This is a genomic window from Pseudomonas yangonensis, from assembly GCF_009932725.1.
Lineage (GTDB): Bacteria > Pseudomonadota > Gammaproteobacteria > Pseudomonadales > Pseudomonadaceae > Aquipseudomonas > Aquipseudomonas yangonensis.
This window is the reverse complement of the sequence record NZ_BLJU01000020.1, coordinates 45,023-63,413: the sequence shown is the minus strand read 5'-3', so window position 1 is coordinate 63,413 and position 18,391 is coordinate 45,023. Positions and strand designations below refer to the sequence as shown.

The following is an 18,391-nucleotide window of genomic DNA, read 5'->3' as shown; positions in this document are numbered from 1 at the left end:
CATGGCGCAGAAGATCATCAAGGTTCGCGATATCGAGATCGCCAACGACAAGCCGTTCGTGCTGTTCGGCGGTATCAACGTGCTCGAGTCGCGCGACCTGGCCATGCAGGCCTGTGAGGAATACGTGCGGGTGACCGAGAAGCTCGGTATCCCCTACGTGTTCAAGGCCAGCTTCGACAAGGCCAACCGTTCCTCCATTACCTCCTTCCGTGGCCCGGGCCTGGAAGAGGGCATGAAGATCTTCGAGGAAGTGAAGAAGACCTTCGGCGTGCCGGTGATTACCGACGTGCATGAGCCGCATCAGGCCGCGGCCGTGGCCGAAGTGTGCGACATCATCCAGCTGCCGGCCTTCCTCTCGCGGCAGACAGACCTGGTGGTGGCCATGGCCAAGACCGGTGCTGTGATCAACATCAAGAAGGCGCAGTTCCTCGCCCCGCAGGAAATGAAGCACATCCTCACCAAGTGCGAAGAGGCCGGTAACGATCAGCTGATCCTCTGCGAGCGCGGTTCCTCCTTCGGTTACAACAACCTGGTGGTGGACATGCTCGGCTTCGGCATCATGAAGCAGTTCGAGTACCCGGTGTTCTTCGACGTGACCCACGCCCTGCAGATGCCAGGTGGTCGCGCCGACTCCGCTGGCGGCCGTCGTGCCCAGGTCACCGACCTGGCCAAGGCCGGCATGAGCCAGGGCCTGGCCGGTCTGTTCCTCGAAGCGCATCCCGACCCGGAAAACGCCAAGTGCGACGGTCCGTGCGCCTTGCGCCTGAACAAGTTGGAGCCGTTCCTCAGCCAGCTCAAGCAGCTAGACGATTTGGTGAAGAGTTTTCCGCCAATCGAGACTGCCTGAAGCCGACGCAATCCGGTAAAGTGCCGCCCGAGAAAAATCCCCCTGACCCGTGAGTCAGAGTGAGCCGCCGATCTGCCCTCGGGTAGCGGCGGCCCAGCGCAGCCTGCTGCTGCCGTCTTATCGTCAACCTTTGGAGCGTTATCAAGAATGGCAAAGATCGTCGACATCAAGGGTCGTGAGGTTCTCGACTCCCGTGGCAACCCCACCGTGGAGGCCGATGTAATTCTGGAAGGTGGCATTGTCGGCAGCGCGTGCGCTCCGTCCGGGGCCTCCACCGGCTCGCGCGAGGCGCTGGAGCTGCGTGACGGCGACAAGAGCCGTTACCTGGGCAAGGGCGTGCTGAAAGCCGTCGCCAACATCAACGGCCCGATTCGCGACCTGCTGCTGGGTAAGGACGCGACCGATCAGCAGGCGCTGGACCGCGCGATGATCGAGCTCGACGGTACCGAGAACAAGGCGAAGCTGGGCGCCAACGCCATTCTCGCTGTGTCCCTGGCTGCCGCCAAGGCCGCCGCTCAGGCCAAGGGCGTGCCGCTGTACGCGCACATCGCCGATCTGAACGGCACCCCGGGCGTCTACTCCATGCCGGTGCCGATGATGAACATCATCAACGGTGGCGAGCATGCCGATAACAACGTCGACATCCAGGAATTCATGGTCCAGCCGGTCGGCGCCAAGAATTTTGCCGATGCCCTGCGCATGGGCGCCGAAATCTTCCATCACCTCAAAGCCGTACTGAAGGCTCGTGGCCTGAACACTGCGGTGGGTGACGAAGGCGGCTTCGCGCCGAACCTGGCCTCCAACGAAGACGCCCTGGCCGCCATCGCCGAGGCCGTAGCCAACGCTGGCTACAAGCTGGGTGATGACGTGACTCTGGCGCTGGACTGCGCCTCCAGCGAATTCTTCAAGGACGGCAAGTACGACCTGGAAGGCGAGGGCAAGGTCTTCGACGCCGCCGGTTTCGCCGACTACCTGGCTGGCCTGACCCAGCGTTACCCGATCATCTCCATCGAAGACGGCATGGACGAGTCGGACTGGGCTGGCTGGAAAGTCCTGACCGACAAGATCGGCGCCAAGGTGCAGCTGGTTGGCGACGACCTGTTCGTGACCAACACCAAGATCCTCAAGCGCGGCATCGACGAGAAGATCGGCAACTCGATCCTGATCAAGTTCAACCAGATCGGCTCGCTGACCGAGACCCTGGAAGCCATCCAGATGGCCAAGGCCGCCGGCTTCACTGCGGTGATCTCGCACCGCAGCGGCGAAACCGAAGACAGCACCATCGCCGACCTGGCCGTGGGTACTGCTGCGGGTCAGATCAAGACCGGTTCGCTGTGCCGCTCCGACCGCGTTTCCAAGTACAACCAGTTGCTGCGCATCGAGGAGCAGCTGGGCGGCAAGGCTCCGTACAAGGGCCGTGCCGAGTTCCGCGGCTGATCACTGCGTGGTAGAAAAGGGCGACGCAAGTCGCCCTTTTTTGTGGTGGCTTAGCGCTGGTGCGGCATGTAGGAGCGGATTTATCCGAGAATTTTCGCGGCTGAAGCCGCTCCTACACGGGCTGTGCCATTGCTGATATGGCCTTTTTTCGTCGGCGTTTCGTCGATTTCCGGGAACCCTTGCACGGATGCAGAACCTTAAACCCCATGTCACTCATCAGTCGGCTTCTTTTCAAGCATGAACGCAGCCCCTACCATGCCGATGACTCAATCTGCGAGCCGCTCCATGCGTAGTCCGTACTGGCTGTTCATCGTGCTGATCCTGCTGCTTGCCGGTCTGCAGTATCGTCTGTGGGTCGGTGAGGGCAGTCTTGCCCAGGTAAGCCGCCTGCAGCAGCAGATCGCCGAGCAACAAGGCGAGAACGAGCGCCTGTTGGAGCGCAACCGCATCCTCGAGGCCGAGGTGATGGAGCTCAAGCGCGGTATGGAGACCGTTGAAGAGCGTGCACGGCAGGAGCTTGGCATGCTCAAAGAGGGTGAGACCCTCTACCTGCTGACCGAATGACAGTCCCATTCTGGCTGGTGATTCCAGCGGCTGGCGTCGGTGCACGAATGGCCGCCGACCGCCCCAAGCAGTACCTGCAGATTGCCGGTCGCAGCATTCTCGAACACAGCCTGCATTGCTTTCTCGATCATCCTGGCTTGCTGGGTGCCATGGTGTGCGTGGCGGTGGACGATCCGTTCTGGCCGCAACTCCCGGTTGCCAACGATCCGCGTGTGCGTCGCGCGCCAGGCGGGCGTGAGCGGGCCGACTCGGTACTGGCCGGGTTGCAGGCGCTGCTTGCCGAAGGCGCAGGTGCCGAGGACTGGGTGCTGGTGCATGACGCCGCTCGCCCCAATCTTGCCAGGCAGGACCTGGACCGCCTGCTGGCAGAGTTGGCCGATGATCCGGTGGGCGGCCTGCTGGCCGTGCCGGCGCGCGATACGCTCAAGCGTGCCAGTGCCGACGGGCGCGTGGCGCAGACCGTGGATCGCAGCGTGATCTGGCAGGCCTATACGCCGCAGATGTTCCGCCTGGGGGCATTGCATGGCGCGCTGAGTCAGGCCCTGCAGGCGCAGGTGGCGATTACCGATGAGGCCTCTGCCATGGAGTGGGCGGGGCAGGCGCCGCGTCTGATCGAAGGCCGGACGGACAACCTCAAAGTCACCCGCCCGGAAGACCTGCACTATCTGCAGTCACTGTGGCCAAGCGGCCACTGATTGCATAGCTTCCTCAGTGCGTCCAGTTCTTGGCGTCCTTGCCCAGGTTGCGATCCAGCGCGTTGGTCAGCTTGTTCATGGCGCCGTCGATGGCCTGATGCATTTCCTCTGCGTCGTGGGATACCGTCAGCGGATCACGTCCTTTCATCCGAGCCTCGACCTTGCAGCGCTTGTCCTGGGGGCCGCTCTTGAGCGCGTTCTCGTCGGAAAGGTGGACTTCGATCCGGGTGAGGTGGTCCTCGTAGCGTTGGAGTTTGCTGCGTACGCGACTGCTGATGTCTTCCTTGAAGGCCATCGACGAGGCGACGTGCTTACCGCTGTTGACCAGAACCTGCATAACCATGTCCTCATGCTGCTGAATTCGTGAGGCCCCGTTTGCCGGGGACATTGGTTGTGACGCGGTTGCCTCGTCCAAGTTTCGCCGCAGCTTGTGACATTCCATGACGGTTCAGCTGAGCGACAAGGTTGTTGCAGGGCTCAGGCGGGGGCGGCGTACTCGGCGCACTGACTCAGCCCCAGGCGCAACGAGTCGATCAGCTGGCGGATCTTGGGTGAGAGGTGGCGTTGCTGCGGATAGAGCGCCCAGACCGCGGTATTCGGTGGGCGGTGCTGTTCCAGCAGAGAGATCAACTGCCCGCTGCGCAGGTGTTCCAGGACGTAGTAGTCCGGTAGCTGGCACAAACCGAACCCACGCAGCGCGGCGTCGAGCACCGCCTGGCCGCTGTTGCAGCGCCAGTTGCCTTGTACCCGAACCTGGGTTTCCCGGCCGCTCTCGGCAAAGCTCCAGTGATCGCTGCTGCCGATCAGGCAGTTATGACGGGCCAGCTCTGACAGCGAGTGTGGTCGGCCATAACGCTGCAGGTATTCGGGGGCGGCGCACAGGTACATTTCCCGAGGCGCCAGGCGTGCTGCCATCAGCCGCGAGTCCTGCAGACGTCCCAGGCGAATGGCCAGGTCCAGCCCTTCGTGCAGCAGGTCCAACTGGCGGTTGGACAGCTCGATCTCCACCCGCAGCTGCGGGTGGCGGGCCATGAAGTCATTCACCAGCGGTACGATGAAGCGCTCGCCATAGGCCACCGCGCAGGTCATGCGCAGCAGCCCCTTGGGCTCCGCCCCAAGGTCGCCTACCGCCCGCAACGCTTCTTCGCGCGCATCCTGCAGGCGTTGGCAGTGCTGCAGGAACAATTGACCGGCCTCGGTCAGCGCCACGCGCCGCGTGCTGCGGTAGAACAGGCGGCTTTGCAGGCGGTCTTCCAGGCGCGCCACCTGGCGGCTGACTTGCGAGGTGGACAGTCCCAGTCGTTCCGCGGCGGCGCTGAACTGGCCGCATTCTGCGACGGCGACGAATTCATCGAGTCCTTCCCAGCGACTCATGGTTTGCTCCAGTGTCGTTGATGGAAGTGCATATTATCCCTGTGTAGCAATAATGTTTTGATATTCGTTGAATTATTTCTTCTTTACGTTGTTCTAGACTGCTCGGCACTTTCGCAACGCTCAGGAGAGCTTTCATGATCAAGTCCCGTGCTGCCGTCGCTTTCGCGCCCAACGAGCCGCTGAAGATCGTCGAGATCGATGTCGAGCCGCCAAAGGCCGGTGAAGTGCTGGTGCGCATCGTCGCCACCGGCGTTTGCCATACCGATGCCTACACCCTGTCCGGTCAGGACTCCGAAGGCGTATTCCCCTGCGTGCTGGGCCACGAGGGTGGTGGCATCGTCGAGGCGGTGGGCGAGGGCGTGACCTCGGTGAAGGTCGGCGACCATGTGATCCCGCTGTACACCGCCGAGTGCGGTGAGTGCAAATTCTGCAAATCGCAGAAAACCAACCTGTGCAGCTCGGTGCGTGCCACCCAGGGCAAGGGCCTGATGCCCGACGGCACCACCCGTTTCAGCTACAACGGTGAGCCGATCTACCACTACATGGGCTGCTCGACCTTCTCCGAGTACACCGTACTGCCGGAAGTCTCGGTTGCGGTGATCCCGAAGGAAGCGCCGCTGGACAAGGTCTGCCTGCTCGGTTGCGGCGTGACCACCGGTATCGGTGCCGTACTCAACACCGCCAAGGTCACCGAGGGCTCCACCGTGGCCATCTTCGGTCTGGGTGGCATCGGTCTGGCGGCAATCATCGGCGCCAAGATGGCCAAGGCCTCGCGCATCATCGGTATCGACATCAACCCGGCCAAGGAGGCCGTGGCGCGTGAGCTGGGCATCACCGACTTCGTCAACCCGAAGGAGCACAGCAAGCCAATCCAGGAAGTCATCGTCGAGATGACCGACGGTGGCGTCGATTACAGCTTCGAGTGCATCGGCAACGTGCAACTGATGCGCGCTGCGCTGGAGTGCTGCCACAAGGGTTGGGGCGAGTCGACCATCATCGGCGTGGCCCCGGCCGGTGCCGAGATCAGCACCCGTCCGTTCCAGCTGGTCACCGGCCGCGTCTGGCGTGGCAGTGCCTTCGGTGGCGTCAAGGGCCGTAGCGAGCTGCCGGGCTATGTCGAGAAGTCGCAGAAGGGCGAGATCCCGCTGGACACCTTCATCACCCACAACATGGGGCTGGACGAGATCAACGAAGCCTTCGAGCTGATGCACGAAGGCAAGAGCATCCGTACCGTCATCCACTTCTGAGTCGCTGACGTACCCGGGGCGTGATGCCCCGGGCCGGGAGGTTTCATGGAAAACATTTCCTGCCAGAAGAGCTTCGGCGGCTGGCATAAGCGTTATCGTCATCGCTCCACTACGCTCAACTGCGACATGGTGTTCGCCGTTTACCTGCCGCCGCAGGCCGAGCAGGGCGGCAAGCTGCCGGTGCTGTACTGGCTGAGTGGCCTGACCTGCACCGACGAGAATTTCATGCAGAAGGCCGGTGCTCAGCGCATGGCAGCCGAACTGGGGCTGATCATCGTCGCGCCGGACACCAGCCCGCGTGGCGAAGGCGTGGCCGACGACGCCAATGGCGCCTATGACTTCGGCCTCGGCGCCGGCTTCTATGTCAATGCGACGCAGGAACCCTTCGCCCGTCACTACCGCATGTACGACTACGTGGTGCAGGAACTGCCGGCATTGATCGAGGCCAACTTCCCCGTCTCGGACAAGCGTGGCATCGCCGGCCATTCCATGGGTGGCCACGGCGCGCTGATCTGCGCGCTGAAGAACCCGGGGCGCTACCAGTCGGTGTCGGCGTTCTCGCCGATCAGCAATCCGATGAACTGCCCCTGGGGCGAGAAGGCGTTTTCCCTGTACCTGGGTGAAGATCGCTCGCGCTGGCGCGAGTGGGATGCCAGCGTGCTGATCGCCGAGGCCGAGGAGAAACTGCCGATTCTGGTCGATCAGGGCGATCGCGATGATTTCCTCGAAGGCCAGCTCAAGCCTCAGGCGCTGCAGGCCGCTGCCAAGGCCGCCGGTCATCCGCTGACGCTGCGCATGCAGCCTGGCTATGACCACAGCTACTATTTCATCGCCAGCTTCATCGACGAGCATCTGCGTCACCACGCAGCCGCTTTGCTCCCGGCATAACCTGGATGAAAACCGGGGTGCGAATTAGCCGGTTTTCGTCCGGGCTACGGATCAATGCGGTTAGAATCACGCCCTGACTTTTTCAGGGCGTTGTTCTTTATGCGTATCGGTCATGGCTATGACGTACACCGCTTCGGCGAAGGCGACTTCATCACCCTCGGTGGCGTGCGGATTCCCCATAAATTCGGTCTTGTCGCTCACTCCGATGGCGACGTGCTGCTGCACGCGCTGAGCGATGCCCTGCTCGGCGCGGTGGCGCTGGGCGATATTGGCAAACATTTCCCCGATACCGATCCGACCTTCAAGGGCGCCGACAGTCGTATGTTGCTGCGTCATGTCATGGGCCTGGTGCGGGCCAAGGGCTATGCGGTGGGCAATGTCGACGCCACCATCATCGCCCAGGCGCCGAAGATGGCGCCGCATATCCAGAACATGCGCGAGCGCATCGCCGAAGATCTTGGCATCGAGCTGGACCAGGTCAACGTCAAGGCCACCACCACCGAGAAACTCGGCTTCACCGGACGCGAGGAAGGTATTGCGGTGCACGCCGTGGCCTTGCTGGTCAAGGCATGAACGAGCTGCAACTGCTGGGGCCGCGCGCCCATGGCGAGGCCTGCGGACGCGCCGTGCTCAAGGCTACGGCCGAGGACTTTCAGGTCGATGAGGTACTGGACATTCCGCTCACTGGCCAGGGCGAGCACCTGTGGCTGTGGGTGCAAAAACGCGGCTTGAATACCGAGGAAGCGGCGCGGCGCATCGCCCGTGCTGCCGGCTTGCCGCTCAAGGCGGTCAGCTACGCCGGCCTCAAGGATCGCCAGGCGCTGACCCGCCAGTGGTTCAGCCTGCACCTGCCGGGCAAGGCCGACCCCGATCTTGCCGCCGCGCAGGGCGATGATCTGGTCATCCTGAACAGCCAGCGACATAACCGCAAGCTGCAGCGCGGCGCCCATTCGGCCAATGGCTTCACCTTGCGCCTGACCGCGCTCGAGGCTGACTGTGATGCCCTCGAGCAGCGCCTGCAGTGTATTGCGGCGCAGGGCGTACCGAACTATTTCGGTCTGCAGCGTTTCGGCTTCGACGGCGGCAATGTCGAGCAGGCGCGCGATTTTGCCGTGCGCCAGGAGCTGCCGGTGCAGCGCAATCTGCGTTCGCGCCTGCTTTCAGCGGCACGCAGCTACCTGTTCAACCAGGTGCTGGCCAAGCGCGTGGCGGCCGGCTCCTGGAACCAGGCGCAGATCGGCGATTTGCTGGCCTTTACCGGCAGTCGCAGTTTCTTCATGGCAGGCGAGGCAGAATGCCATGACCCGCGCCTGGCCATTCTCGATCTGCATCCCACCGGGCCATTGTGGGGTGACGGTGCGCTGCCGACCGGTGGTGCCACCCAGCAGTTGGAGCAAAGCGTCGCCGATGAGGCTACGCAACTGGTGCAATGGCTGGTCAAGGCGGACATGGCGCACGAACGGCGAATTCTGCGCCTCCCCATTCAGAGCCTTACGTGGCATTATCCCGAGCCCGATATTCTGCAACTTGCATTCGTCCTGCCGGCCGGGTGTTTCGCCACCGTGGTGGTGCGCGAATTGCTCGATCTGGTGCCAGCAGGGCAGACGGATACTCCATGCGAATTCTGATTTCCAACGACGACGGGGTGAACGCGCCCGGTATCGCCGCGTTGCACCAGGCGCTGGCCGACTACGCCGAATGCGTGGTGATCGCCCCTGCCGAAGACAGGAGCGGTGCCAGCAGTGCGTTGACGCTCGACCGCCCGCTGCATCCGATGGCTCTGACCAACGGTTACATCAGCCTCAACGGCACGCCGACCGATTGCGTGCATCTGGGGCTTCACGGCTTGCTCGAGCAGACGCCGGACATGGTCGTTTCGGGCATCAACCTGGGCGCCAACCTGGGCGATGACGTGCTCTATTCCGGCACCGTGGCCGCGGCGCTGGAAGGTCGCTTCCTGAACAAGCCGGCGTTCGCCTTCTCGCTGCTGTCGCGTCTTCCCGATAATCTGCCGACTGCCGCCTATTTCGCCCGCAAGCTGGTCGAAGCGCACGAGCGCCTCGAGTTGCCGCCGCGTACCGTGCTCAATGTCAATGTGCCGAACCTGCCGCTCGAACATATCCGGGGTGTGCAGCTGACCCGTCTCGGTCACCGTGCGCGTGCAGCTGCGCCGGTCAAGGTGGTCAACCCACGCGGCAAGGAAGGCTACTGGATCGCTGCGGCCGGTGACGTCGAGGACGGCAGTCAGGGCACCGATTTCCATGCCGTGATGCAAGGCTATGTATCGATCACGCCGCTACGGCTCGATCGCACGTTCAATGAGGCTCTCGAAACTATGGATGGCTGGTTGGAGGGCATCTTCTGATGCGTGGCCAGGACGACATGCAGCGCAGCGGGATCGGCATGACCTCGCAGCGCACCCGTGAACGATTGATCCAGCGTCTCTACGAGGAGGGGCTGTCCAACGCGCGGGTATTGGAGGTGATCCGCCGTACCCCGCGTCATCTGTTCGTCGATGAGGCGCTGGCGCACCGTGCCTATGAAGACACCGCGCTACCCATCGGCCATAACCAGACCATTTCCCAGCCATACATGGTCGGTCGCATGACCGAGCTGCTGCTGGCAGCCGGGCCGCTGGACAAGGTTCTGGAAATCGGCACCGGCTCCGGCTACCAGACCGCCGTGCTCGCGCAGTTGGTAGAACGGGTGTTTTCGGTCGAGCGCATCCAGGTGCTGCAGGATCGTGCCAAGGAGCGTCTGGCCGAACTCAAGCTGCGCAACGTGGTCTTTCGCTGGGGAGACGGTTGGGAAGGCTGGAATGCACTCGGTCCGTACAACGGCATCATCGTAACGGCCGCCGCCGCGCAGGTGCCGCAGGCCTTGCTCGATCAGCTGGCGCCAGGCGGGCGTCTGGTCATCCCGGTCGGTAGCGGCGACGTGCAGCAATTGCTGTTGATCGTGCGCGAAGAGGATGGTTTTTCCCGTCATGTGCTGGACGCGGTGCGCTTCGTGCCGCTGCTCAACGGGCCGCTGGCCTGACTGCTGTATCGCTCTGGAAGGATCCATGAAGAAATATTTCCTGCTCTACGCCAAGGGCATGGCCATGGGCGCTGCCGATGTCGTGCCGGGCGTTTCCGGCGGCACCATCGCCTTCATCAGCGGCATTTATGACGAGCTGCTGCGCTCCATCGCCGGTATTCCCGAAGCATTGCTGTTGCTGCTGCGCGGCCGCATCAAGGACGCCTGGCAGATGGCCAACGCGACCTTTCTCCTGGTGCTGTTCAGCGGCATTGTCACCAGTATCCTCACGCTCGCCCGCGTCATCACCTATTTTCTGCACCATCATCCGATTCCGGTTTGGTCGTTCTTCTTCGGCCTGATTCTGGTGTCCACTTATCTGGTAGGACGCGAAATCGGGCGGTGGAACTGGAGTCGGGCGGTGAGCTTCGTGCTCGGTCTGGCTTTCGCCTACTGGATCACCGTCGCGGCGCCCATGCAGTGGGGCAGTGACCTGCCGACCCTGTTCCTGGCTGGCGCCATCGCCATCTGCGCAATGATCCTGCCAGGTATATCGGGCAGTTTCATTCTGCTGCTGCTCGGCCTCTATTCGGTCGTGCTGGGCGCGGTGAAAGACCTCAACCTCCTGGTGCTGGCGGTTTTCGCCAGCGGTTGTGTGGTGGGCCTGCTCAGCTTCGCCCGCTTGCTCAGCTGGCTGCTGTCGCGCTGGCGCGACCTCAGTCTGGCGTTTCTCAGCGGGCTGATGCTCGGCTCGCTGAACAAGGTCTGGCCCTGGAAGGAGACGCTGACCTGGCGTGTCGACAGCAAGGGCGAGCAGGTGCCGCTGTTGCAGAACAATCTGCTGCCGGGGCAGTTCGCCGACGTCAGCGGCCAGGATCCACAGCTCTTGTTCGCCGTGGCGCTGGCAATAGGCGGTATCGTTTTGGTGCTGAGCCTGGAATGGCTGGCACGCCGTCGGCCAATCGATAATGGCCGTACGGAATAATTGCGCCACAATAGGCGCCGTACTCGGAATCATTCAGGGAGCAGTTGGGTGAGTTGCACCGTCCTTCACGTGCTGGTCCGCGCAGTCGCAGTCTTTCGTCTGCCGCTCGCCATGCTTGCCGCCTCGGCGTTGGCCGGTTGCGTCAGTTCGCCCCCAGGTGGCGTGCAAGTGGTCGATCGCGGACAGAACCAGGGGCGCGCTCCGGTGGTGCAACGTCAGCCCGTGCGCAACGGCCATTATGTGGTGCAGCGCGGCGATACCCTGTACTCCATTGCATTTCGTTTCGGCTGGGACTGGAAGGCGCTGGCCGCGCACAACGGTCTGCGTGACCCCTACATCATCCGCGTTGGCCAGACGATCCGTTTCGACAATCGCCCGGTGGGCAGCAGTCGGCCTGCCGTTGCCTCGGCGCCGCCTGTGACCGCTTCCCCTGTGGTTACTCAGCCGGCGCAGACCCGCCCGCCAGCCGCAGTGACGGCGCCGCCTGCCACTCAGCCAGCCCGGCCACCTGTAGCCAATACACCCGCGACCACGCCTGTAACCCCGGTAAGCCGCTCTGCCAGCGGTTGGTCCTGGCCTACACAGGGGGCGGTAATCAGTCGTTTTTCCTCAAACGGTAGTTTGAATAAAGGAATTGATATCGCTGGGGAATTAGGACAGCCTGTTTTAGCTGCGTCTGATGGGTCAGTGGTGTACGCCGGGAGTGGTTTGCGGGGCTACGGCGAGTTGATCATCATCAAGCACAGCGACACCTACGTAAGTGCTTACGGTCATAACCGCAGGTTGTTGGTACGGGAGGGGCAGCAGGTCAAAGCCGGGCAAAGCATTGCCGAAATGGGGTCTACAGGGGCCGACCGGGTGAAGCTGCACTTCGAGATTCGCCGCCAAGGTAAACCTGTCGATCCGTTGCAATATCTGCCACGTCGTTGACCCGTCGCTGACCCGTTCCATCACGTAGGAGGGACGGGCTCAGGTGTGGCCAGGACGGTTCCGCCAGAGTCTGTTGTCGAACTCAGCTAAGGACAACAACAATGGCTCTCATCAAAAAAGAAGCGCCGGAGTTTGACGTCGACGATGAACTGCTCCTGATGGAGCCGGGCATCGTGTTCGGCGAGGTTCAGGGCGATGACGTGGAAGCACCGGTCACGCGCACCAAGGCCAAGAGCGCCGCACCTTCCAGGCAGCACAAGTACATCGACTACACCCGGGCGCTGGACGCCACTCAGCTTTATCTCAACGAAATCGGCTTCTCTCCCTTGCTCACTCCCGAAGAGGAAGTGCACTTCGCGCGCTTGGCGCAGAAGGGCGATCCTGCCGGGCGCAAGCGCATGATCGAGAGCAATCTGCGTCTGGTCGTCAAGATTGCCCGGCGTTACGTCAACCGCGGTCTTTCTCTGCTCGACCTGATCGAGGAGGGTAACCTGGGCCTGATTCGCGCCGTAGAGAAGTTTGATCCGGAGCGGGGGTTCCGGTTCTCGACTTATGCGACCTGGTGGATTCGCCAGACCATCGAACGCGCAATCATGAATCAGACGCGAACCATCCGTCTGCCGATTCATGTGGTCAAGGAGCTCAACGTCTACCTGCGTGCGGCGCGTGAGCTGACCCAGAAGCTCGACCATGAGCCTTCCGCGGAAGAAATTGCCAACCTGCTGGAAAAACCGGTGGGTGAGGTCAAGCGCATGCTTGGCCTCAATGAGCGTGTGTCTTCGGTAGACGTCTCGCTCGGTCCGGATTCGGACAAGACGCTGCTCGACACCCTGACCGATGATCGTCCGACCGATCCCTGCGAGTTGCTGCAGGACGATGACCTGTCGCAGAGCATAGATCAGTGGCTGTCCGACTTGACCGAAAAGCAGCGCGAGGTCGTTGTGCGCCGTTTCGGTCTGCGCGGGCATGAGAGCTGTACGCTGGAGGAAGTAGGGCAGGAGATCGGTCTGACGCGTGAGCGTGTGCGGCAGATTCAGGTCGAAGCGCTCAAGCGTCTGCGCGAAATTCTGGAGAAGAACGGCCTGTCCAGTGACGCCTTGTTCCAGTGAACCTCGGCTTCGACCAAGAACCCGGCTTCGGCCGGGTTTTTTGTGCGAGGCCATGTAAGTCATCGCTTACAAGTGGTGTCAGCCTTTGTGCTTATTTGGCTGAGATGCAATGGAAGAAAGTTATTAAGTCTTTGTTTTTTAAGTTTTTTTATTTTTACTGAACATTCTGGCTGGGCGTTGTGTCGGCTTGTGCGCAAGCCTGGAACGGCTAATATCACACCTGTGCTCAGGGACAAGCACAGATCATCAGGATGATGATCAGGAACATCGCAAGACGCGATCCATCAGGATGATGAGTTGGGAAACAAAGGGACTAGGGAATAAAAGAGGGCGGCGCAAGCCGCCCCTTTTTTTTGCCTGCTTGTTCTGTTCAACCCTGATCGCCAAAGGCGTTGCGTAGAAAACAAAAGACCCGCACTTGGCGGGTCTTTGTGTTTCCAGGCGAACTCAGCGCTCCAGATACTGCAGCTTGTCCTTCACGCCATCCCATTCCTCGGCGTCCGGCAGCGAGTCCTTCTTCTCGGTAATGTTCGGCCAGACTTCGGCCAGATCGGCGTTCAGCTCGATATATTCCTGCATGTCCTCAGGCACTTCGTCCTCGGAGAAGATCGCCTGAGCCGGGCACTCGGGTTCGCACAGGGCGCAGTCGATGCACTCGTCCGGGTGAATCACCAGGAAATTCGGGCCTTCATAGAAGCAGTCAACCGGGCAGACTTCCACGCAGTCGGTGTATTTGCATTTGACGCAGTTGTCGGTAACGACGAAGGTCATGTCTGATTCTCTCCTCGGGCGGCGGCCTGGGCTCTTTCTGCGAAGGGCTGTCAGGCGCTCTGTCTGTGGCCGCGGCTCAGGCTGTAAACCGGGCGGTCGTAAAAATTGCGCGCGATTCTAGCAGTTTGTTCTATAGAGCGTTAGATCTGCGTCTTCCATGTATATAACAGTTCCAGTGCCTTGCGTGGTGTCAGATCATCCGGATTGATCTTGCCCAATTGCTCCAGCAATGGGTGCGGCACGCTGGCGAACAGATCACTTTGCATCGGCACCTGCGGCTGGCCGGGCTCCTGGCGCGGCAGGTCGTGCGGCAGGCTGGTGGCTTCCAGGCGTGCCAGGTGTTCGCGCGCGCGGCTGATCACCGTACCCGGCACGCCCGCCAGTTGCGCCACCGCCAGGCCATAGCTCTGGCTCGCCGGCCCGGGTTGGACGTGATGGAGGAAAACGATGCGCTCGTTGTGTTCGGTGGCCGAGAGGTGAACGTTGGCCACCACTGGCTCACTTTCCGGCAATACCGTCAGTTCGAAGTAGTGGGTGGCGAACAGGGTGAAGGCACGCAGGCGCGCCAGGTGCTCGGCCGCCGACCAGGCCAGCGACAGGCCATCGAAGGTACTGGTACCACGGCCAACTTCGTCCATCAGCACCAGGCTGCGTTCGCTGGCGTTGTGCAGGATGTTGGCGGTTTCGCTCATTTCCACCATGAAGGTGGAGCGGCCGCCAGCCAGATCATCGCTCGAGCCAATACGGGTAAAGATGCGATCGACCAGCGACAGCTCGCAGGCCGCTGCCGGGACGAAGCTGCCGATATGGGCCAGCAGCACGATCAGGGCGGTCTGGCGCATGTAGGTGGACTTACCGCCCATGTTCGGTCCGGTGATGATCAGCATGCGGCGGTTGTCGTCCAGGTCCAGGTCGTTGGCCACGAAGGGGGTGGTCAGCACCTGCTCGACCACCGGGTGACGACCCTGGTCGATGCGCATGCACGGCTCGTCGACGAAACGCGGGCGGTTCAGATCCAGATTCAGCGCGCGCTCGGCCAGGTTGCTCAGTACGTCCAGTTCGGCGAGGGCCGCGGCGCTGTCCTGCAGCGGCGCGAGGTGGCCGATCAGACGTTCCAGCAGCTCGTCATAGAGCATCTTTTCCCGCGCCAGGGCGCGGCTCTTGGCAGATAGCGCCTTGTCTTCGAATTCCTTGAGCTCCGGGGTGATGAAACGCTCGGCGCCCTTGAGCGTCTGCCTGCGGATGTAATCGGCCGGCGCCGATTCGGCCTGCTTGGTCGGCAGCTCGATGAAATAACCGTGCACACGGTTGTAGCCCACCTTGAGATTGGCCAGGCCGGTGCGGGCCTTCTCGCGTGCCTCCAGATCCATGAGGAACTGGCCGGCGTTCTCGCTCATCGCCTGCAGCTCGTCCAGCTCGGCGTCATAGCCTGTCTTCAGCACGCCGCCGTCGCGGATCACCGCCGGCGGGTTGTCGATGATGGCGCGGGCCAGCAGCTCGGCCAGCTCCGGATAGGTGGCGATGGTGCTGGCCAGCTGCTGCAGGTGCGGCGTGTCCAGCGTAACCATCGCCTGCTGCAGTTCCGGCAGCGCGGCCAGGGCATCACGCAGGCGGGCCAGGTCGCGCGGGCGGGCGTTGCGCAGGCCGATACGGGCGAGAATGCGCTCCAGGTCGCCGATTTCCTTGAGCTGCGGTTGCAGCATCTCGAAACGATAGCCGTCGAGCAGGCAGGCGATGGCGTTCTGGCGTGCTTCCAGCACCGTGCGGTCGCGCAACGGGCGGTTCAGCCAGCGGCCCAGCAGGCGGCTGGCCATGGCGGTCTGGCAGCGGTCCATGACCGATTGCAAGGTGTTGTCGCGACCGCCGGATAGGTTGATGTCCAGCTCCAGGTTGCGGCGGCTGGCGCCGTCGAGGATCACCGTGTCGTCCAGGCGCTCGTGACGCAGGCTGCGCAGGTGGGGCAGGGCGGTGCGCTGGGTTTCCTTGGCATAGCTCAGCAGGCAGCCGGCGGCGCCGATGGCCAGGGTCAGGTTTTCGCAGCCGAAGCCTTTCAGATCCTGGATGCCGAACTGCTGGCACAGGCTCTTGAAAGCGCTGTCGCGGTCGAAGTCCCAGGGCGCGCGGCGGCGCGAGCCCTTGCGCTTCTCGGCGGGCAGGCCCTGCGGCCAGTCGTCCGGGATCAGCAGTTCGGCGGGGTTCAGGCGCTCCAGTTCTGCCAGCAGGTTCTCCCAGCCCTTGATCTCCTGCACGCTGAAGCGGCCGCTGGTGATGTCCAGTACGGCCAGACCGAACAGGCGCTCATCGCCCAGTACCGCTGCCAGCAGGTTGTCGCGGTGCTCGTCGAGCAGCGCCTCGTCGCTGATGGTGCCGGGGGTGATGATGCGCACCACCTGGCGCTCCACCGGGCCCTTGCTGGTAGCCGGGTCGCCGATCTGTTCGCAGATCACCACCGACTCGCCAAGCTTGACCAGCTTGGCCAGGTAACCTTCTACCGAATGGAAGGGAATGCCGCACATGGGGATCGACTGGCCGGCCGACTGACCGCGGGCGGTCAGAGTGATGTCCAGCAGCTTGGCTGCCTTCTTCGCGTCTTCGTAGAAAATCTCGTAGAAGTCACCCATGCGATAGAACATCAACTGGTCCGGGTGCTGGTTCTTCAGCTTCCAGTATTGCTGCATCATCGGGGTGTGTGCGGAGAGATCGGTCATGCCGGGCCTTACATGCGGTGGGTGTGACTAAACGGGGAATCTTCCCATACTTCGCCTTTGCCGTGGACCCCGAAACGCTGAGGCTATCGGTCGCTGCCGTGTTACGCCGGTTGGTGTCATGACCCTTTCCCCTGCTCACGCAAGATGTGTAGCGTGGGGTGATTCGATAAGGAGGCGAAGATGGACAGAATCAGTCAGCTGGCCGAGCAACTTGGCAAGGCGTTGAAAGCACAGGGGGCGCAGGTCAGCACGGCAGAATCCTGTACCGGTGGCGGTATCGCCGAGGCGATTACCCGCATACCGGGTAGCTCGGCCTGGTTCGAGGCGGGATACGTGACCTACTCCAACGCCCAGAAAACCCGGCAGCTGGATGTCTGCGCCGACCTGTTCGCCAGTGTCGGGGCGGTCAGTCAGGAGGTGGTCGAGGCCATGGTGCGCGGCGCTCAGGGACACAGTAGCGCGCGTTATGCCGTTGCCGTCAGCGGTGTGGCGGGCCCGGATGGCGGTTCGCCGGAAAAGCCGGTCGGTACCGTCTGGCTGGCCTGGGGCGATGGCGAGCGGCTTTACAGCGTGCGCAGGCTGTTTTCCGGAAACCGCGACGAGGTGCGCCGACAAACGGTCGAGGCCGCTCTGGCGGGGCTTCTGCGCCTGTTGGCAGAGGAAAATCCTGCGATGGGGTAGGCGGGCGACTTGCCCTGTGGAATAATACTGGCTACTTATACAGTTGTTGGCGGCCGCTGAGGCCCTTGTGAATACGTGAGGATGTAATGGACGAGAACAAGAAGCGCGCGTTGGCGGCTGCCCTGGGTCAGATCGAGAAGCAGTTCGGCAAGGGCGCCGTCATGCGCATGGGCGATCATGAGCGTCAGGCGATTCCGGCCATTTCCACCGGCTCGCTGGGTCTGGATATCGCGCTGGGTATTGGCGGTTTGCCGAAAGGCCGTATCGTCGAGATCTACGGTCCCGAGTCCTCCGGTAAGACGACCCTGACTCTCTCGGTCATCGCCGAAGCGCAGAAGCTGGGTGCCACCTGTGCCTTCGTCGACGCCGAGCACGCGCTGGATCCGGATTATGCCGGCAAGCTCGGCGTCAACGTCGATGATCTGCTGGTTTCGCAGCCGGATACCGGCGAGCAGGCACTGGAAATCACCGACATGCTGGTGCGCTCCAATGCCATCGACGTGATCATCGTCGACTCCGTGGCGGCACTGGTGCCCAAGGCGGAAATCGAAGGCGAAATGGGTGACATGCACGTCGGCCTCCAGGCCCGACTGATGAGCCAGGCGCTGCGCAAGATCACCGGCAACATCAAGAACGCCAACTGCCTGGTGATCTTCATCAACCAGATTCGTATGAAGATCGGCGTGATGTTCGGTAGCCCGGAAACCACCACCGGCGGTAACGCGCTGAAGTTCTACTCCTCGGTTCGTCTGGACATCCGCCGTACCGGCGCGGTGAAGGAAGGCGAAGAGGTGGTGGGCAGCGAAACCCGCGTGAAGATCGTCAAGAACAAGGTTGCCCCACCGTTCCGTCAGGCCGAATTCCAGATTCTGTATGGCAAGGGTATCTACCGTAACGGCGAGATCATCGACCTGGGCGTGCAGCAGGGCCTGATCGAGAAATCGGGCGCCTGGTACAGCTATCAGGGCAACAAGATCGGCCAGGGCAAGGCCAACGCCGCCAAGTACCTGGAAGACAATCAGGAAGTGGCCCGCGAGATCGAAGGTCAGATTCGCCAGAAACTGCTGGTCAGCAGTGCTCCGGCCAAGGCTTCCGCTGACGATCTGGCTGACGCAGAAGTCGACTTCTAAGTCGCCA

19 protein-coding genes are annotated in these 18,391 nt (G+C 62.3%); 15 read left to right on the top strand and 4 right to left on the bottom strand.

Features of this window, described 5'->3' with window-relative positions:
• Nucleotide 1: 1 nt before the first annotated feature.
• The 4 genes from kdsA (at nucleotide 2) to ispD (ending at nucleotide 3,543) form a co-directional block, all read left to right on the top strand.
• Nucleotides 2-847, top strand: coding sequence for a 3-deoxy-8-phosphooctulonate synthase (gene kdsA, locus GYB81_RS19015; RefSeq protein ID WP_012019176.1), 846 nt, complete (start codon nucleotides 2-4; stop codon nucleotides 845-847).
• 147 nt (nucleotides 848-994) lie between these two features.
• Nucleotides 995-2,284, top strand: coding sequence for a phosphopyruvate hydratase (gene eno, locus GYB81_RS19010; protein WP_003244233.1), 1,290 nt, complete (start codon nucleotides 995-997; stop codon nucleotides 2,282-2,284).
• A 285-nt stretch (nucleotides 2,285-2,569) separates the two neighbouring features.
• Nucleotides 2,570-2,848, top strand: coding sequence for a cell division protein FtsB (gene ftsB, locus GYB81_RS19005; RefSeq protein WP_017363771.1), 279 nt, complete (start codon nucleotides 2,570-2,572; stop codon nucleotides 2,846-2,848).
• Nucleotides 2,845-3,543 (top strand): 2-C-methyl-D-erythritol 4-phosphate cytidylyltransferase, encoded by a 699-nt coding sequence (ispD, locus tag GYB81_RS19000; RefSeq protein WP_161867644.1) that lies wholly within the window; start codon nucleotides 2,845-2,847, stop codon nucleotides 3,541-3,543. Before ftsB ends, ispD begins: the two co-directional genes overlap by 4 nt.
• 13 nt (nucleotides 3,544-3,556) lie before the next feature.
• Here ispD and hpf read toward each other — a convergent pair whose 3' ends face one another.
• Entirely contained in the window at nucleotides 3,557-3,880 is a 324-nt protein-coding gene (hpf, locus tag GYB81_RS18995; protein ID WP_024308893.1) for a ribosome hibernation-promoting factor, HPF/YfiA family, read from the bottom strand.
• A gap of 140 nt (nucleotides 3,881-4,020) precedes the next feature.
• Nucleotides 4,021-4,917 (bottom strand): LysR substrate-binding domain-containing protein, encoded by an 897-nt coding sequence (locus GYB81_RS18990; RefSeq protein WP_161867645.1) that lies wholly within the window; start codon nucleotides 4,915-4,917, stop codon nucleotides 4,021-4,023.
• 134 nt (nucleotides 4,918-5,051) lie between these two features.
• Between GYB81_RS18990 and GYB81_RS18985 the strand changes: the two genes are divergently transcribed.
• The 9 genes from GYB81_RS18985 to rpoS all read left to right on the top strand — a co-directional run bounded on the left by GYB81_RS18985 (nucleotide 5,052) and on the right by rpoS (nucleotide 13,094).
• Nucleotides 5,052-6,164 (top strand): S-(hydroxymethyl)glutathione dehydrogenase/class III alcohol dehydrogenase, encoded by a 1,113-nt coding sequence (locus tag GYB81_RS18985; protein ID WP_161867646.1) that lies wholly within the window; start codon nucleotides 5,052-5,054, stop codon nucleotides 6,162-6,164.
• A gap of 45 nt (nucleotides 6,165-6,209) precedes the next feature.
• Entirely contained in the window at nucleotides 6,210-7,052 is an 843-nt protein-coding gene (gene fghA / locus GYB81_RS18980; RefSeq protein WP_161867647.1) for an S-formylglutathione hydrolase, read from the top strand.
• Between the two features lie 99 nt (nucleotides 7,053-7,151).
• Nucleotides 7,152-7,625: a 2-C-methyl-D-erythritol 2,4-cyclodiphosphate synthase gene (gene ispF / locus GYB81_RS18975; protein ID WP_161867648.1), complete on the top strand. Its 474-nt coding sequence runs from the start codon at nucleotides 7,152-7,154 to the stop codon at nucleotides 7,623-7,625.
• A complete protein-coding gene (gene truD / locus GYB81_RS18970) occupies nucleotides 7,622-8,680 on the top strand; it encodes a tRNA pseudouridine(13) synthase TruD (RefSeq protein ID WP_161867649.1) in 1,059 nt (352 codons plus the stop codon). Before ispF ends, truD begins: the two co-directional genes overlap by 4 nt.
• Complete coding sequence (surE, locus tag GYB81_RS18965) at nucleotides 8,668-9,417, top strand: 5'/3'-nucleotidase SurE (RefSeq protein ID WP_161867650.1); 750 nt, start codon at nucleotides 8,668-8,670, stop codon at nucleotides 9,415-9,417. The genes truD and surE overlap by 13 nt, the downstream gene beginning before the upstream one ends.
• Nucleotides 9,418-9,455: 38 nt before the next feature.
• A complete protein-coding gene (locus GYB81_RS18960; RefSeq protein ID WP_161627115.1) occupies nucleotides 9,456-10,091 on the top strand; it encodes a protein-L-isoaspartate(D-aspartate) O-methyltransferase in 636 nt (211 codons plus the stop codon).
• A 25-nt stretch (nucleotides 10,092-10,116) separates the two neighbouring features.
• Entirely contained in the window at nucleotides 10,117-11,055 is a 939-nt protein-coding gene (locus tag GYB81_RS18955) for a polyprenyl-phosphate transporter (RefSeq protein WP_161867651.1), read from the top strand.
• A gap of 48 nt (nucleotides 11,056-11,103) precedes the next feature.
• Nucleotides 11,104-11,985 carry a peptidoglycan DD-metalloendopeptidase family protein gene (locus GYB81_RS18950; protein ID WP_178101920.1) on the top strand — a complete coding sequence of 294 codons (882 nt, stop codon included), beginning with the start codon at nucleotides 11,104-11,106 and terminating at the stop codon, nucleotides 11,983-11,985.
• 101 nt (nucleotides 11,986-12,086) lie between these two features.
• Nucleotides 12,087-13,094 carry an RNA polymerase sigma factor RpoS gene (gene rpoS / locus GYB81_RS18945; protein WP_161867652.1) on the top strand — a complete coding sequence of 336 codons (1,008 nt, stop codon included), beginning with the start codon at nucleotides 12,087-12,089 and terminating at the stop codon, nucleotides 13,092-13,094.
• 447 nt (nucleotides 13,095-13,541) lie between these two features.
• Here rpoS and fdxA read toward each other — a convergent pair whose 3' ends face one another.
• Nucleotides 13,542-13,865 (bottom strand): ferredoxin FdxA, encoded by a 324-nt coding sequence (gene fdxA / locus GYB81_RS18940; protein ID WP_003244255.1) that lies wholly within the window; start codon nucleotides 13,863-13,865, stop codon nucleotides 13,542-13,544.
• Nucleotides 13,866-14,005: 140 nt separating this feature from the next.
• On the bottom strand, nucleotides 14,006-16,573 hold the full coding sequence (mutS, locus tag GYB81_RS18935) for a DNA mismatch repair protein MutS (RefSeq protein ID WP_161867653.1): 2,568 nt from the start codon (nucleotides 16,571-16,573) through the stop codon (nucleotides 14,006-14,008).
• Between the two features lie 180 nt (nucleotides 16,574-16,753).
• On the opposite strand from mutS, the gene GYB81_RS18930 reads away from it, so the two are divergent.
• Nucleotides 16,754-17,254: a CinA family protein gene (locus tag GYB81_RS18930; RefSeq protein WP_161867654.1), complete on the top strand. Its 501-nt coding sequence runs from the start codon at nucleotides 16,754-16,756 to the stop codon at nucleotides 17,252-17,254.
• 86 nt (nucleotides 17,255-17,340) lie between these two features.
• A complete protein-coding gene (gene recA, locus GYB81_RS18925) occupies nucleotides 17,341-18,384 on the top strand; it encodes a recombinase RecA (RefSeq protein ID WP_024308881.1) in 1,044 nt (347 codons plus the stop codon).
• Nucleotides 18,385-18,391: the final 7 nt, after the last annotated feature.

Excerpts from the sequence above, each read along its gene's own strand:
- kdsA (WP_012019176.1), top strand. The coding sequence starts at position 2 with ATGGCGCAGAAGATCATCAAGGTTCGCGATATCGAGATCGCCAACGAC.
- eno (WP_003244233.1), top strand. The coding sequence starts at position 995 with ATGGCAAAGATCGTCGACATCAAGGGTCGTGAGGTTCTCGACTCCCGT.
- ftsB (WP_017363771.1), top strand. The coding sequence starts at position 2,570 with ATGCGTAGTCCGTACTGGCTGTTCATCGTGCTGATCCTGCTGCTTGCC.
- ispD (WP_161867644.1), top strand. The coding sequence starts at position 2,845 with ATGACAGTCCCATTCTGGCTGGTGATTCCAGCGGCTGGCGTCGGTGCA.
- hpf (WP_024308893.1), bottom strand. The coding sequence starts at position 3,880 with ATGCAGGTTCTGGTCAACAGCGGTAAGCACGTCGCCTCGTCGATGGCC.
- GYB81_RS18990 (WP_161867645.1), bottom strand. The coding sequence starts at position 4,917 with ATGAGTCGCTGGGAAGGACTCGATGAATTCGTCGCCGTCGCAGAATGC.
- GYB81_RS18985 (WP_161867646.1), top strand. The coding sequence starts at position 5,052 with ATGATCAAGTCCCGTGCTGCCGTCGCTTTCGCGCCCAACGAGCCGCTG.
- fghA (WP_161867647.1), top strand. The coding sequence starts at position 6,210 with ATGGAAAACATTTCCTGCCAGAAGAGCTTCGGCGGCTGGCATAAGCGT.
- ispF (WP_161867648.1), top strand. The coding sequence starts at position 7,152 with ATGCGTATCGGTCATGGCTATGACGTACACCGCTTCGGCGAAGGCGAC.
- truD (WP_161867649.1), top strand. The coding sequence starts at position 7,622 with ATGAACGAGCTGCAACTGCTGGGGCCGCGCGCCCATGGCGAGGCCTGC.
- surE (WP_161867650.1), top strand. The coding sequence starts at position 8,668 with ATGCGAATTCTGATTTCCAACGACGACGGGGTGAACGCGCCCGGTATC.
- GYB81_RS18960 (WP_161627115.1), top strand. The coding sequence starts at position 9,456 with ATGACCTCGCAGCGCACCCGTGAACGATTGATCCAGCGTCTCTACGAG.
- GYB81_RS18955 (WP_161867651.1), top strand. The coding sequence starts at position 10,117 with ATGAAGAAATATTTCCTGCTCTACGCCAAGGGCATGGCCATGGGCGCT.
- rpoS (WP_161867652.1), top strand. The coding sequence starts at position 12,087 with ATGGCTCTCATCAAAAAAGAAGCGCCGGAGTTTGACGTCGACGATGAA.
- fdxA (WP_003244255.1), bottom strand. The coding sequence starts at position 13,865 with ATGACCTTCGTCGTTACCGACAACTGCGTCAAATGCAAATACACCGAC.
- mutS (WP_161867653.1), bottom strand. The coding sequence starts at position 16,573 with ATGACCGATCTCTCCGCACACACCCCGATGATGCAGCAATACTGGAAG.
- GYB81_RS18930 (WP_161867654.1), top strand. The coding sequence starts at position 16,754 with ATGGACAGAATCAGTCAGCTGGCCGAGCAACTTGGCAAGGCGTTGAAA.
- recA (WP_024308881.1), top strand. The coding sequence starts at position 17,341 with ATGGACGAGAACAAGAAGCGCGCGTTGGCGGCTGCCCTGGGTCAGATC.